Raw genomic sequence first — 15,102 nt, forward strand, 5'->3', positions numbered from 1 at the left:
TTCGTTTTATAGTTGTTTGCTGCTCAGATAATCACTTATCTGGATAAAGTCTTGCAGGGCAAGTCGTTCAGGCCGTAGGCCGGGATCAATGCCAAGAGCTTCTATTTCATCTGCGGATAGCAGCGGCTTTAGATTGTTACGCAGAGTTTTTCTGCGTTGACCAAAGGCTGTACGAACAACGGTTGCCAGTTTTTCGATATCCTGAACAGGGTGTGGTAACTCTTTGTAAGGTATCAGGCGAACAATTGCTGAATCAACCTTAGGTGCTGGATCGAATGCATGAGGAGGTACTAGAAATAGAGGCTCTACATGGCAATAGTACTGAGCCATGATTCCCAGACGGCCATAGGCGCTGTCACCTGGCTGTGCAGCTAGTCGGTCTACCACCTCTTTTTGCAGCATAAAGTGCATATCTTCGATCTGATCAGCGTAGCTTAAAAGATGGAAGATGAGAGGAGTAGATATGTTATAGGGTAGATTGCCGACAACTCGTAGCTGTTCATCCTGTTGTTGAAGGGTGCTGAAATCAAACTTCAGAGCGTCGCCCTGATGAATAGTGAACTTTTCCTCGTAGCTAAAAAATTTAGTGCGCAGGATCGGTATTAGGTCACGGTCAAGTTCTACTACATCCAGGCGCTGGCAAAGCTCCAGTAATTCTTCAGTAATCGCACCCAGGCCTGGCCCTATCTCTACCAGGTGTTGAGTCTCGCGGGGGGCAATTGCCCGAACAATACGTCGAATAACACCCTGATCTTGAAGGAAATTCTGACCAAATCGTTTACGTGCTTTGTGGCCTGTTGGCTTGTTACTCATTCGTTGTTCCGGTGTTGTAACGATTATTTGCCATTTCGGCAGCATAGTTGATAGCGGTTAGTAAGCTGCCGCAATCGGCTTGGCCACTTCCGGCAAGATCTAGAGCGGTACCATGGTCAACTGAGGTGCGGATAACAGGCATTCCCAGAGTGATATTAACAGCGCGACCAAAACCTTTATATTTTAGTACTGGAAGTCCTTGATCATGATACATGGCCAGCACCGCATCAGCAGTATTAAGGAACTTGTCAGTAAAGAGTGTATCAGCAGGAAGAGGATCGCTAAGGTTAAACCCCTGCTGTCTTAACCGGTTAATGACGGGCTGTATTACCTCTATCTCTTCTCTGCCCATGTGGCCACCTTCTCCGGCATGGGGGTTGAGTCCTGCAATCAAAATTCTGGGATTCTTAAGCCCAAAGCTTTCTTGCAGGTCATGCCGTAGTACTGACAGAACTTCTTCAAGTAGTGGTTGAGTGATGGCGTCTGGGACTTTAGCTAGCGGTAGGTGCGTGGTTGCTAAAGCGACCCGTAACCCTTCGGTTGCCAGCATCATCACGACTTTCTCTGTGCCGGTCAGCTGTTCGAGAAACTCAGTATGCCCGCTGAAAGGAATCCCCGCATCGTTGATCACCCCTTTATGTACCGGGGCTGTGACTAAGGCGGCAAATTCTTTTTGCTGGCAACCTAGGGTTGCCCGGGTAAGGGTGTCCAAAATATAGTTCGCATTAGCTGGGTTAAGCTGCCCAGAAGTGCTTTCTTCAGCGAGGTTAATCGGCTCTATCCAGAGGGTAGCTGAAGGCGTAGCACGGATTGGCTCATCAGCAGAGTAGGGTAGCAGGGTCAGGGGCAGGTTGAGTTGCTGAGCCCGTGCCTGCATCATCACCGGGTCGGCAATGATAACTAGCTGATGATCATGTCCCTGCTGGGCGATCTGAATACAGAGGTCAGGCCCGATTCCGGCAGGCTCTCCCGGGGTTAGGGCCAATCGATAGGGTTGCATCAGGCTTACTTAAGCTCGATGTAAGCCTGGGAGCGAATTTCACGCAACCAGTTTTGCAGTTCTTCATTGAACTTACGTTGTCGTATCGTTGACCGGGCCTGATTTGTCTGCATCTCATCACTCATGTCCTGCTCTCGGTCATCTTCTACTTTGAGAATATGCCAACCAAAGCGGGATTCAAAAGGGGAGCTGAGTTTACCTTTAGGAGTATTAAACATGACTTGTTCAAACTCAGGCACCATCTGTCCAGCCTGTGCCCAACCCAGGTCGCCGCCTAATGAGCCGCTGCCAGCGTCATCACTGAATTGTTTAGCTAACTCATCAAAAGGCACGTTTTCTTTAAGCTGCTGGTAAATTGACTCGATCTCACGACGGGTCTGAGCTGGAGAACGAATTTCATTTGGACTCAGTAGGATGTGTCGAACTTTTACCTGTTTGACCAGCTGAACACTACCGCCCTTTTTTCCGAGGACTTTAAGAATATGGAAACCGCTCGGGCTTCGCAAAGGCTCACTAAATTCGCCAGTTTTGAGTTTTTTGGCAGCTGATGCGAACTCTTCAGGCATTTCATTGAGTTGTCGCCAGCCTATTGCCCCGCCTTTTAAAGCGTTTGGCCCTTTGGAGCGTGAAATCGCCGTTTCAGCGAAATTAGCACCGTTTATTAGCTGCTCAGATATTTCTTCAGCTTGCTGCTGGGCTGACTGGATCATCTTAGCCGTCGCCTGCAGTGGTACGGCAATCAGTATCTGAGAAAGGTTGTAGCTCTCAGCACTTAGCTGTTGTCCCTGTTCAGAATCAAGGTAGTTATTGATCTCTTGTTGGGAAACATTGATGCGGCTGTTGACGATACGTTGCTGAATTCGTTGGATCAGCATCTCGTTGCGAATCTGTTGTCGGGCCTGAGCGTAGTCCTGGCCTTCTGCGATCAGGGCTTCACGGAACTGCTCTAAAGTCAGGTTTGAGCCTGCTGCTATCCGCTCCATTGAGGTGTTCAGTTCGCTGTCGCTGATTCTGATTCCCCGCTCTTTGCCGATCTGCAGTTGAATATTGTCCAGTATCAGACGGTCGAGGACTTGATCCTGGAGTATCTTTTCATCAGGCAAGCTGCGTCCCTGAGCGCTGAGACGGGCTTTGATTATCGCTTCCCGATTACTTAGTTCGCTTTGCAACACAATATCATCATTGACGATGGCTATGATGCGGTCAATAGGAGTACCTACGGCGCTGGCCGAGACGCTAAACCCCAGTAAGAGGGCAGCCAAGCCTGGCTTGAGTTTATTTATGAGCTTAGTAGTCATTATTCTCTTCACGTTCTTTAAAGCCAAAAATATCTTCTAGGGCGGCACTGTCATTGCCAGCCTTACCTAGCCCTTTCAGGACAAATTGCAGGAATAGAGCGGTGTCTTCCTGACCATCGCTATCATCCTCTATCCACTGTCGTGCAGCAACCCGAACTTTCCAGCAACAGCTGGCATATTCTAGTCCAAGCAGCGCTTCAGGTGTTTGTGAGTTTTCTAAATCTTTCTGCCACAGGCCCATTGCGCTCCATTCTGGCGATAGAGGCCAGATAAAGGAAAAGGCTGCCTGATTTCGCAGGTTTTCCCGGTAGCGATAACTAAAGCTGATCGCTTTGTTGGGTGCCGGAAGATAGCGGATTTTTAAATTATTTTCCAATGGGTCGAGTGATTGCTTATCTAACTCAGTGTCAATTGATAGCTGTAGATCCGAGTAGGGGCTCCAGCTAGCTTCCGCGGCAAAGTTAGATAGTGACTCAGTATCGACACTGGTATCGCCGTTAAGTTGCACGCTACGGTCAGCAAAGTAATAGGCTTGTGCCAATCCCAGTCGGGCTTTTTCGCTACCATCGCTTCGATAGAACGCCGAACTGATACCAAGCGACAGCTGTTGGTTGTCTCCAATCTTATCTAGCCCGGTAAAACGATTTTCCTGGAATAAGCTTTGATAGCTGAAATCAGTCTCGGCAGTATCAAAGTCAGGAATGCCTTGCTGGTCCACGTCCTCGCTGTAGAGTGCAAATAGTCGAGGCTCCAGTGTTTGAGTGTAATTGTCGGCCTGGCGTTCGAAAATCAAGCCTGAATCAACGCTAAATAAACCTGCTGTACGGTTGATGTTGTCGTCTTGTCCGGCAACTTGATCTTCCAGATTATACTGACTAAGCCAGGCTGTTGCCTTTGGTGTCATGTAACCCCAACTCCAGACTGTAGGCATGCTGAGAGATGGTTGCAGGTGGAGTCGAGTACCAGTCACCCGGTCAATACCTGCGAGATCATCGATATTACGATCAAATTGAGTCGCATCAGCGAGGTAGCTGAGGACAAACTCCTGTGATCGGTTATAAATGTGGCGTCCTTCCACCTGTAATTGCGGTATTCGCTGATAGGGGGACTTACTGTTATTAATAGTTTGATAACTGTGGGCTTTGAGTGTGGCAGACCAGTTATCTTCGCTGTAAGTTGCCTGAGCCTGTTGATCCAGATGGTTGGAGCGGTCGACCTTTAGACTAGATCCCAGATCATCGAAGTATTTATCATCGCTGATAGCGTTGTAATCGACCAGAGTGCTCCAGCCTTCCTGGTGTCCTGTATGGTCTACACCAACAGCCCAGCGGTCTCGTTTAGTTTGATCATCCTTAATTAACAGACCGGTGCTGAGAGCCTGTTGGCCATAGTCGTTTAGGTAACGGAACTCATTTTCAAGTAATAGGCCGCGTTTAGTAAATACCTTGGGTGTCAGGGTGTCATCGTAGTTCGGTGCCAGATTGAAATAATAGGGTATAGCAATCTCAAGGCCGTCCTCATTTGAATGGCCGAATGATGGAAGCAGGAAGCCAGAGTGGCGCTGATCATCAATCGGAAATTCCAGATAGGGGAAATAGAAAACCGGTGTGTCAGCAATTTTAAGGGTGGCGTGGCGCGCGGTACCGAAACCACGATTGGGGTCCAGTACCAGAGAATCTGCTGCTAATTCCCAGCTTTCATCGTTGGGCGGGCAGGTAGTATAAGTACTTTGTTCCATCCTCAATCTATTGTCCTGCATGCGGATGATTCGGTGAGCATCACCCCGCAGGGATTGTGCATGTACTACATAGTCGGCACGACTAACAACGGTCTCACCGGTTATTGCATTGGTTTGCGCTTGGGTGCCCCGCAATAACATTCCAGGTTCTCTGAATTGTACATTGCCGATCATGTTGACCTGATTGGATATCTGATCAAATTCAGCTGAGTCGCTACGCAGATAGCGACCTTGTTGACGTAACTCAACATTCCCTTCGAGGCGGGTCAGACCGCCCAATTGGGTCTCCGAGCGATCCGCATCGATTTTTAATTTGTCCGGGCTTACAGATGAGCCTTGTCCGGTATCGCTTTGAGTCTCAGGTTCAATATATACACCATGGCAAGCTTTTGATGCTTCGGCTATTGGGTACCAGTCCAGATTGGCGTATCGTTTATCTGCGAGGTTGGCTGTTTCAACCGGACTCTTTATAGGAGCTGAAAGGGTGTTGAGTCCTGTTGTTGTCTGAACGTCAGATGCAGTAACTGGTTTTGCCGTGACCGATGATGCTGAAATTGCCTGATTATCAAGGCAGGACCAGCCGCCGGAGGCATTTGTTTCGCATACCCAAGCACCGTCAATCTGTTGAATAGGTTTGACGGAAGCATATTCTGCAGGCTGTATTTTATCAGTGCCGCTGGTGGCATTTTGTGCCGCAGCTTCCGATAGTTGGTTATTTCCCTTATCAGGGTTATCACATTGCCAGTCCTGGCCATTTTCCATTGTGCAGGTCCATAGCGCATTTTGGATATCTGAATCCAAATTGGCCGCGTGCAGGATCGCAGGCATTGTGGCGATGACCGCCAGTGTCAGTGTGTAGGAAGAACGTCTTGAGAACGGCATTCAGATAGTCCATTAGGCGGAGAAGAAAAACATCTATTTCTCTTATCGCTAAACCTTGATTCGAGTAACATACCTCATAGAGGGTGGCATGATAAAACATTCAGCTATAACAACGCTAGGGGATTGATAAATATGGGACAGCGGTTGGCCGGTCTTAAACACTGGGTAGAGCATACTTTTAAGACGCTGAACATCGATCTGGCTACCGACTGGCAGTGTGTTCCTGTCTCGGGAGATGCCAGTTTCCGGCGTTATTTTCGATTAAAAAGCCATGGGATGAGCTGGATTCTGATGGATGCTCCTCCGGAGAAAGAGAATAGTCATCCATTCGTATGCATTGCCCGTGCTTGGGAGCCTCTTGAAATTCATGCGCCTATTATCCATGCGGTCGATTTAGAGCAGGGATACATGTTGTTATCTGATCTGGGTGATGATCTTTATCTGAATGAGTTGAGTGATGATAGTGCGGATGAGCTTTATGGAAGGGCTTTCAGTGCACTAACCCGGTTGCAGCAATGTCATAATATTGCTGATCATCCTTTACCGACCTATGACAGCGCTTTGCTTCAGCGGGAGATGGATCTGTTCCGTGATTGGTTGGTGACCGACTTGCTAGGTATCTCTATTGGCCCTGGTGTTAAGCATATGTTTAACGAAGTCTCTGAGTTTTTGATTAATTCCGCGCTGGAACAGCCCCAGGTTTGCGTTCACCGGGATTATCATTCGCGTAACTTATTGGTGGATGGAGAAAATACTCCCGGCGTTATCGATTTTCAAGATGCGGTTATCGGGCCTATTACCTACGACCTGGCTTCGTTGTTGCGAGATTGTTATATCGAGTGGCCTGACATGCGAGTTTACGGCTGGGTTGATCAGTTTGGTGAGCTATTGGTCAATGATGGCTTGCTGGCAGAATATGATCGTGAGACCTTTTATCGTTGGTTTGATCTGATGGGGGCTCAGCGTCACCTGAAAGCGGCGGGTATTTTTGCCCGACTCTTACTTAGGGATGGTAAACCAGGTTATCTTGCAGATATTCCCCGAACCTTGAATTACATTATTCGGGTAGCGGCCCGCTATGGTAGTTTAGTCACGTTTTCCGCCTGGCTGCAGGAGGTTGTTGTACCTGCTATGTATGCAAATGATCAGTTTGATAATAAGTTGCTGGATCGGTGGTTTAGTTAATGCGGGCGATGATTCTGGCTGCGGGGTTGGGAACCCGCATGAGGCCACTTACTCTGGAAACTCCGAAACCATTGCTACCGGTAGCCGGTAAACCGCTGATTCAATATCACATTGAACGCTTGGTGAAGGCGGGTATCACAGAAGTGGTAATCAATCATGCTTGGCTGGGTGAGAAACTCGAGGCCTATGTTGGTGATGGCTCACGCTTTGGCGCAAAGGTTACCTGGTCTGCGGAGGCTGAACCTCTGGAAACCGGAGGCGGGATATTCAAGGCTTTGCCGCAGCTGAGTGAAGATGGTTCTCCCTTTATCTTAATCAATGGTGATGTGTTCACTAACTATCCGTTTGAGCGGTTGCTGAATCACAATATCCCAGAAGATTGGTTGGCCCATCTGGTATTGGTGCCAAATCCTGAGCATAATCCGGGAGGTGATTTTCAGCTGCAGGAGAATCATGTTTTCGAGAATGGCGATGATTGTCTGACATTTAGTGGTGTTAGTGTGCTGTCACCAGTATTGTTTGATAGCTGCTCAGCCGGTAAATTCCCACTGGCGCCGTTGTTACGCAGTGCGATGCAGTCGGGGCAGGTAAGCGGTGAATTTTTTTCCGGCTATTGGCGGGATATAGGCACTCCTGAACGGCTTCAGGAGGTCAGTGAAGATATTGAGAAAGGTCGGATAGATGGCATTTAAAAGTGAAAAAGCAGGTTTTAGTCTGGGTCAGTTAATTCGACGCAATCGAACGTTGCTTGTGATTGGTGGTTTAATCGGACTCTTCAGCGGCGGACTTGTCGGGCTGTTATTCGGTGCGGGTATAGGTGTGGCAATCTCAGCCGCACTGAAAAATGCGCTGGGGCAAGCCTTGAACCCTCAGGATGCCTTTTTTAAGGCGACCTTCACTGTGATGGGGAAGCTGGCTAAAGCTGACGGCCGGGTCAGTCAGGAAGAGATCCAGTACGCCCGGGAAGTTATGAACCGGATGGGGTTGAGCGAAGAACGCCGCAAAGAGGCGATGGAGCTGTTCTCGCTAGGCAAGGAGAATGATTTTGATATAGCTGAAGTGATGCGACCACTGAGAGCTTTGATCCGCTTTCGTATCCCTCTGAAGTTGATGTTTGTCGAAATTCAGTTGCAAGCGGCAATGGCTGATGGCCAGGTGAGCGAGGCTGAGACAATTATTATTCGTGAAGTCTGTGGTTTGTTACAGATGTCACAAGCCGAAATGGCCGCGTTGATGGCGCGTATGCAATCGCAATTCTCATACCAGCAACACAGTTACCAGTCGCATCAGGGAGGTTTTGTCTCCGAGCAACAGCTGCTGACAGAATCTTACGGGGTTCTAGGTGTAAAAGAATCTGCCTCAGATGCTGAATTGAAAAAAGCCTATCGCCGCCTGATGAGTCAGCATCATCCGGATAAATTAGTTGCTAAAGGCCTTCCAGAAGAGATGATGCAGCTAGCAAAGGAAAAAACTCAGGAGATTCAGGGCGCGTACGATCGCATTAAAACCGCTCGTAAAAAGCATTAATGGTTCGAGTGAGTGGTATAAAAGAAATCAGCTTCCAGGGGCGAGTTCCATCGGCTCAACTTTAGGCATTGCGGGTGATTTTTCTGCCTGTCTATCGATAATCCGGTTTTTTAAAATGCCTCGCAGCTGTCGGGTAAGCCATAGAGGTTCTCTCCGCGGGTCATTAGTGCGCTGATTCAGACGTATTTGCTGATAGCCGTTATTGCCACTTCGGCGAATAGTGCGCTTGCGTAGTGCTGCTTGCTGCTGCTTAACTTGATTGCTGTTAAACCATAGATCCAGTACTGGGGCCTTGGTTTCAGAGAGCATCTCAATCAACTTTGGCGCTGAGCTGTCTATAGGTTGAACCGGATCAAGCAATACTAAATAACGATCCTTTTGGTTTTCATCCTGAGAAAAGTAGTGCATGGCCCAGGTCGCTCCTTCACCAATCCCGAGTATGACGGTCAAGTTTCCATCCAGATTCTTGAGCTGGTCAGAGGCTAGCTGCCCCAGCTCGGTAACTAGTTTGTTGTAGTCAGAATCATTGATTTCCTCAGAGGCATTTGTTGACGTTGTTTCCGGAGTTGAAATTGTATCTTCAACCGGTGATTCTGGCGGCTCTTCAGCACCCTCAGTTGTCGTTTGAATCTGACTTCTCTCCTGCAGGACCGGGAGTGTGCGCTCTGGGATAGCCTTAGCAGGTTGTTCTGGCAAGGTTAGGCTCAGGGTGTTCCAGTCGTATTCAGTCATTTGAGTGCGAAGAGGACGCACTATTGATGGCCAGTCTGCGCCGGTATCTCTGTCAGGAAAGATTAGAATGCTACCGACAGGTGATGGACTTGCTGCTTTCTGCAGTAGGGCCAGCTGTTTTTGATCGTTGAGTTCCAGCCATATTACTGCTGTCTCAGAATCTTGTGCTTTAGCCAGGTCTGTCTGGCGTTGTTGCGCAGGATCAGGCATGGCGCGCGCAGGTGTAGTATCAGCCTCACTGTTTTCAATGCTATCTGAGGCGGGTACTGAATTTTCTACAGCGGTATCCTCTGCTGCAGGCAGTGCGGTTACAGAGCTTAAAAAAAGTGTAAAAATCAGTGGCTTAATCAGTTTCATGTTTCGATTATTAAAGAGCCAGCAGATATTAGCAAGAACAAAGCTGGTTGAGTTTCAAAGCGGGGAAAGTACAATAGCCGGATTCTTCTCTCTCTATTACTTTCCGAGTTATGCTAATGGCTGATTATAAGATTGCTCCATCTATTCTATCTGCAGATTTTGCCCGTCTGGGTGAAGAGGTAGATAACGTCCTTGCCGCCGGTGCTGACTACGTACATTTCGATGTAATGGATAATCACTATGTACCTAACCTGACGATCGGTCCTATGGTATGTAAAGCATTGCGTAATCATGGCATTGAAGCGCCGATTGATGTGCACCTGATGGTGAAGCCAGTGGACCGTCTGATCGGTGACTTTATTGAAGCTGGCGCCAGTATTATTACTTTTCATCCTGAGGGTTCTGAACATATCGATCGTTCATTGCAGATGATTCGCGAGGGTGGCTGCAAGTCTGGATTGGTGTTTAATCCGGCAACGCCATTGAGCTATCTGGATTACGTAATGGATAAAGTTGATATGATTCTGCTGATGTCAGTAAATCCGGGTTTTGGCGGTCAAAAGTTTATTCCGGCGACCCTGGATAAACTGAAGCAGGCCCGTAAGTTAATTGATCAGAGTGGCTACGATATCCGTCTAGAGGTTGACGGTGGAGTTACAGTGGCCAATATTGCTGAGATTGCTGCGGCGGGTGCAGATACCTTCGTCGCGGGCTCAGCAATATTTAATACGGATGACTACCAAGCGACTATCGATAAGATGCGTGCTGAGTTGGCTACAGTCTGAACAAGATAGCGGCATTGAAATCGCTATTTAAGGGGGAGTTACCCCAGCTGGTTCTCTTTGACCTTGACGGTACTCTGCTGGACAGTGTCCCTGATCTGGCGCTAGCTGTTGATCGGATGCTGACCGCTATGGGGATGCCGGAAGCGGGTGAAGACAGAGTACGTAACTGGGTCGGCAATGGCGCTCAGATGCTAGTGAAACGTGCTCTGGTCGGCCTCGACTCTCCTGTGGGAAGTGAGCCTGAGCTTGCACTTGCACTGTTTGATCGGGCGTTTCCACTATTCTTACAGCACTATAGCGCCTGTTGTTCAGAAAAAAGCAAACTATATTCAGGTGCTATTGAGCTGTTGACTGCTTTGCAGTCAGCACAGGTAGAGATGGGGCTGATTACTAATAAACCGATCAGCTTTACTGAAACGCTGATGGATGACTTTGGCCTTAATGACTATTTTCCAATCATCTTAGGTGGTGATAGTCTGACTGAGAAAAAGCCACATCCTTTACCTTTGCTGTATGCGATGGAAAAGGCGGGTGTCGGCCCTGAAAAAACCTTAATGGTGGGTGACTCCCGCAGCGATATTGAAGCGGCCCAGGCAGCAGGCTGTAAAGTGGTCGCTGTTACCTATGGTTATAATCATGGCGAACCGGTTGCCCGTTATGCTCCAGATCTGATTGTTGATAACCTGGCAGAGCTGATTAACTGATCAGTTATTTACAGCTTCATCCAGTTCATCGAAAAGAGCCGTTCTGGCTGAGTTACATACCGCAAGTACTCCGGGATGACTGACCCTGCGTTCCAGTGATATGGCATAAAACCTTTCCCGTATATCATCCATACGACCGATAACTTCAACGCCATATTGGCGGGTCATCTGTTGGGCTATAACCGTTGGCGCACAAAAAATACCGGCACCGGAAAGTCCAAAGGCTTCAATCAATGCCGTATCGGCACACTCTACCTGAATATCTGGTCGGATTTTGTGACGCTCAAACCAACGTTTAAGGCCTATTCCCCGTTCAGTTTCGGCTGAAGGCATGAGCATCGGAGCGCCTTCAAGAGACGCTGGGAAGTTTGCCCGGTAAGTTGCCGCAACGTCCGGAGTGGCAAAGAAACTAAGACCACATTCGCCTAAGAGATGGTTATAACCACGAATATGAAAACTAGCATCTAAGGGACGGTCAGCCAGTACCAGATCCAGCTTTTGGGTTGCCAGATCAGCCAAAAGGCTGGGTAGTGGCCCTTCTTCGCAGATTAACCGGCTGGGGTCACTCTGCTTTAAAGCTGGCTCTAAAAGATGATAAGTAATTAATTTTGGCAGTACATCGGCAATGCCAATGTTAAAGCGCTGTTGCTTGAGGGTAGCCGGGTTATGGATACTCTGTTTTAGTTCATCTCCTAATAGAAATATATCCTCAGCATAGTTAAGTGCATGCTGTCCGGCTTTAGTTAACTTCAGGTTTCGCCCGCGTTTTTTAAATAGAGGGGCTCCCAGCTCCTGTTCGAGTAATTTTATCTGGCCACTGATCGTTTGAGGGGTTAGATGAAGTTTCTCGCTGGCCCGGTTAATACTGCCTTCCTGAGCAGCTACAAGAAAGTAACGCAGATGTTTGAAATTCATAGGAGTGCCAGTTATTAAGAAAATTACTTCGTAAAAATCTTACTATCTTTATAGTAAATTCGTATTTTATTTATGATTTACTCGACTATACTGTGACTTATCGAGTTTGTCATGACCTCTCTGGTTCTCCCCTAACAGGTCAGGGTAAGCGAGTTGTTAGCAAGGATGTAAAGGTTAAGATTGTAAAAAGTTGTTAAGTAAGTTGTTGTAAGCAAGTTGTAAGGTTTTCCTCATGCCTTAAAGTAAGTGGACTCTCATCCAAACATTATCCCGGCTCCCAAGGCCGGTTTTTTTTGCCTGTTTTTTAGTAAACAGGCGTGGGCTGTGTTTCTCAAATGAGAAAGCGAGATATAGCTTTCGGCTATCTTTTTATTTCGCACGCTGCCTATTTCCTTGCCCGCATAGAGTCGGCTGGACTCATTTGCATCCTCACAGCATTTAGTTGGATTAATAAAGTTACTCTGGTGCTCTTGTCTCAGTTGATTCAGGGGTGAGGCTGCTATAAAGTTGAGACTCTGAATTAACGATTGTCTGGAAACACTGTGTCAGATTTGCTAGCCCCCATTGAGATAATTCTGCTTACCCGTTATGGCGGTGAGCGTTGGCGATGGCGTAACTGAGCCCCGCATATCAGTTATTACATCCGGCCTGCTTTGAAAAAGCATACGGAATATATTTCAAATATCCTGTTGATCAAACCTCAGGATAGCGACGAGTACAAACCATGAATCCTGAACAATTTGCAGAGTTATCAGCTCAAAACTTCAACCGTATCCCTGTTGTTCGTGAAGTATTAGCGGATCTGGATACCCCTTTGTCCACTTATATGAAGCTGGCAAACCAGCCCTATAGTTATCTGCTGGAGTCAGTTGAGGGCGGTGAGAAGTGGGGGCGGTATTCCATTATCGGTCTGCCTTGCAGAACCGTTCTTAAAGTATTTGGCCATAGCATTCGGGTAGAAACTGACGGTGAAGTTGTTGAGCAAGCAGAGGTTTCTGACCCTCTTGAGTTTGTTGAGCAATTCCAGGCCCGTTATCGGGCGGCGGAATTACCGGGCCTGCCTCGTTTTAACGGCGGGCTGGTGGGTTATTTTGGCTATGACTGTGTTCGTTATGTGGAAAAAAGACTGGCAGAGAGTGTTCCAGAAGATGTAATTGGCACACCTGATATTTTACTGATGGTATCCGATGAAGTCGTAGTGTTTGATAACCTCAGTGGCAAACTGATATTGATCAGTCATGCAGACCCAGCAGTAGAAGATGCTTTAGGTGAAGCTGAGTTGAGGCTGGATGAGCTGGTAAGTCGCTTACGTTTTTCTGTGCCTCACCAAGATACCCAACCGACAGAGCGCCGTGAAGTTTCTGAATCAGAATTTAAGTCCAGTTTCGGTGAGCAGCAATATAAGGATTCAGTTGATCGCATCAAAGAGTACATACTCGCCGGTGATGTGATGCAGACCGTTATATCTCAACGAATGACTATCCCTTTTACCAGCAGCCCTCTGGATCTTTATCGCGCACTGCGTTGTCTTAATCCTTCGCCATACATGTATGTTTTGCATCTGGGAGACCATCATGTAGTGGGATCATCTCCTGAGATTCTTGCACGGGTAGAAGATAGATTAGTCACGGTGCGGCCAATTGCCGGAACTCGTCCACGGGGAGAAACCGAGGCCGAGGACAAAGCGTTAGAACAAGACCTGCTGGCTGATCCTAAAGAGATCGCTGAACACTTAATGCTGATCGACCTGGGACGTAATGATGTAGGTCGTGTTGCGGAGATTGGCAAAGTTGAACTGACCACTCAGATGGCTGTAGAACGTTATTCACACGTAATGCATATCGTTTCTAACGTGATAGGCCATCTGAAACCGGATGTATCGGTTATGGATGTATTGCGTGCTACCCTGCCTGCCGGCACTTTGAGTGGAGCGCCTAAGGTGCGGGCCATGGAAATCATAGATGAATTGGAACCGGTAAAGCGCGGTATCTATGGTGGTGCTGTTGGTTATCTATCATGGAACGGTAATATGGATACGGCTATAGCGATTCGTACCGCTGTGATTGAAAACGGTCAGCTGCATATACAAGCAGGCGCCGGTATTGTTGCTGATTCTGTGCCTACCTCCGAGTGGGATGAAACTATGAATAAGGGTCGGGCTATCTTTAAGGCTGTGGCCATGGTCGAACAAGGGTTAGACAATCTCTGATTGCTGTTTTGATCGATAGAAAACCTCCTTTTGGAGGTTTTTTTATTGTTTGTTATCAGGGTTCATAATATTTTCTTCAGACATGGTTCTATTTCTAGAGGTGTACCCATTTTGTTTTTTTCTTTCCAGATTAGGTTCTTGTTAGTGTTTTATAAACACTTGTTTTGTATGAGATTAATATTTACTGAAACAATGTTTCGTTCCTAACTATCTGATTTATAAGAAAACCCAACTTGGGTAGTGGTTTTCTTTTCATCTGTTTTCGCTACTCGTAAACTTTAGTTGTGTCATGGCTTGGGGCATAGATTGAATGTATCAGGGAGTGGTATTTAGGTATTTTCAGGGAACGCCATAACAGTGGGGGGGTGCTCATCTTTATGTAGAGGTAAAGAAGATGAGAACTTTAGGCATACTCTTTGTAGCTGTTTTAATGGCTGGGTGTGCGTCAAACAGATCTCAATATAGCGCCTGGCAAGAGGGTGTTGGGTTGGGAAACGCACAATCAGGTGGATGTGGTATTGCTGCTTCTGTAATGATGGATAAACGTTCAGTTTTCGATTTTAGCGTACTTCGATCATATGTTAAGTTTAGTGATGAAGAGATAAAGATCGGTTTTTTCCGGCAAGCTAATTGTATCCCTAAGCGGGAGCTGTGGTAGCCGTCGCTGAGAAACTATTTGCTCTCTGTATGCTTTATATAGCGCTTCAAGTTTTTGAGGCTGGTGGTTCTTAAAACCTTCAAAAGGCATACAGATTGGCTTTTGGCTCAACGAGTTCGTAATTCCCTTATCTACATCAGTTAGATATAGATTTAGTTTAGAATCGCTTCATTATGATGTCTTCGTACCAAGCACTCACTGTGTGTATCTGGATATTAAAATTGCCCTATTTTATTGCTACCGGCTTTATAGTTGTGACGAAAAAGTATTAATTTGTTATATTATAACAAATTAGCCAG

12 protein-coding genes are annotated in these 15,102 nt (G+C 47.2%); 6 read left to right on the forward strand and 6 right to left on the reverse strand.

From position 1 onward, the window contains the following. Positions 1-6: 6 nt before the first annotated feature. The 4 genes from rsmA to QZZ54_RS05990 are packed head-to-tail and all read right to left on the reverse strand — an operon-like array spanning position 7 to position 5,731. A complete protein-coding gene (gene rsmA, locus QZZ54_RS05975; protein WP_290700228.1) occupies positions 7-813 on the reverse strand; it encodes a 16S rRNA (adenine(1518)-N(6)/adenine(1519)-N(6))-dimethyltransferase RsmA in 807 nt (268 codons plus the stop codon). Then, positions 806-1,813, reverse strand: a complete 1,008-nt coding sequence (gene pdxA, locus QZZ54_RS05980) for a 4-hydroxythreonine-4-phosphate dehydrogenase PdxA (RefSeq protein ID WP_366645158.1) — start codon at positions 1,811-1,813, stop codon at positions 806-808. The genes rsmA and pdxA overlap by 8 nt, the downstream gene beginning before the upstream one ends. Positions 1,814-1,818: 5 nt before the next feature. After that, entirely contained in the window at positions 1,819-3,111 is a 1,293-nt protein-coding gene (locus QZZ54_RS05985) for a peptidylprolyl isomerase (protein ID WP_290700231.1), read from the reverse strand. Next, complete coding sequence (locus tag QZZ54_RS05990) at positions 3,101-5,731, reverse strand: LPS-assembly protein LptD (protein ID WP_290700234.1); 2,631 nt, start codon at positions 5,729-5,731, stop codon at positions 3,101-3,103. Before QZZ54_RS05990 ends, QZZ54_RS05985 begins: the two co-directional genes overlap by 11 nt. A 132-nt stretch (positions 5,732-5,863) precedes the next feature. Here QZZ54_RS05990 and QZZ54_RS05995 point away from each other — a divergent pair, with 132 nt between their 5' ends. From QZZ54_RS05995 to djlA, 3 genes are read left to right on the forward strand one after another with little or no spacing between them, the layout of a single operon-like run. After that, positions 5,864-6,916, forward strand: coding sequence for a phosphotransferase (locus tag QZZ54_RS05995; RefSeq protein WP_290700238.1), 1,053 nt, complete (start codon positions 5,864-5,866; stop codon positions 6,914-6,916). Further along, the gene (gene murU, locus QZZ54_RS06000) at positions 6,916-7,608 is read left to right on the forward strand and encodes an N-acetylmuramate alpha-1-phosphate uridylyltransferase MurU (RefSeq protein ID WP_290700241.1); all 693 of its coding nucleotides are present in this window, start codon (positions 6,916-6,918) and stop codon (positions 7,606-7,608) included. Before QZZ54_RS05995 ends, murU begins: the two co-directional genes overlap by 1 nt. Then, positions 7,598-8,443, forward strand: a complete 846-nt coding sequence (gene djlA / locus QZZ54_RS06005) for a co-chaperone DjlA (RefSeq protein WP_290700243.1) — start codon at positions 7,598-7,600, stop codon at positions 8,441-8,443. Before murU ends, djlA begins: the two co-directional genes overlap by 11 nt. Before the next feature lie 27 nt (positions 8,444-8,470). On the opposite strand, the gene QZZ54_RS06010 is transcribed toward djlA, so the two are convergent. After that, complete coding sequence (locus tag QZZ54_RS06010) at positions 8,471-9,532, reverse strand: DUF3530 family protein (RefSeq protein WP_290700245.1); 1,062 nt, start codon at positions 9,530-9,532, stop codon at positions 8,471-8,473. 116 nt (positions 9,533-9,648) lie between these two features. On the opposite strand from QZZ54_RS06010, the gene rpe reads away from it, so the two are divergent. Both rpe and QZZ54_RS06020 read left to right on the forward strand, forming a co-directional pair. Next, complete coding sequence (gene rpe, locus QZZ54_RS06015) at positions 9,649-10,317, forward strand: ribulose-phosphate 3-epimerase (protein WP_290700247.1); 669 nt, start codon at positions 9,649-9,651, stop codon at positions 10,315-10,317. Between the two features lie 14 nt (positions 10,318-10,331). Continuing rightward, entirely contained in the window at positions 10,332-11,021 is a 690-nt protein-coding gene (locus tag QZZ54_RS06020) for a phosphoglycolate phosphatase (RefSeq protein ID WP_290700249.1), read from the forward strand. On the opposite strand, the gene nhaR is transcribed toward QZZ54_RS06020, so the two are convergent. After that, complete coding sequence (nhaR, locus tag QZZ54_RS06025) at positions 11,022-11,936, reverse strand: transcriptional activator NhaR (protein ID WP_290700251.1); 915 nt, start codon at positions 11,934-11,936, stop codon at positions 11,022-11,024. A gap of 724 nt (positions 11,937-12,660) precedes the next feature. Between nhaR and trpE the strand changes: the two genes are divergently transcribed. Then, positions 12,661-14,145, forward strand: coding sequence for an anthranilate synthase component I (gene trpE / locus QZZ54_RS06030; protein WP_290700253.1), 1,485 nt, complete (start codon positions 12,661-12,663; stop codon positions 14,143-14,145). Positions 14,146-15,102: the final 957 nt, after the last annotated feature.

Origin of the sequence: Amphritea sp., from assembly GCF_016744155.1 — a bacterium.
Classification (GTDB): Bacteria; Pseudomonadota; Gammaproteobacteria; order Pseudomonadales; family Balneatricaceae; genus Amphritea.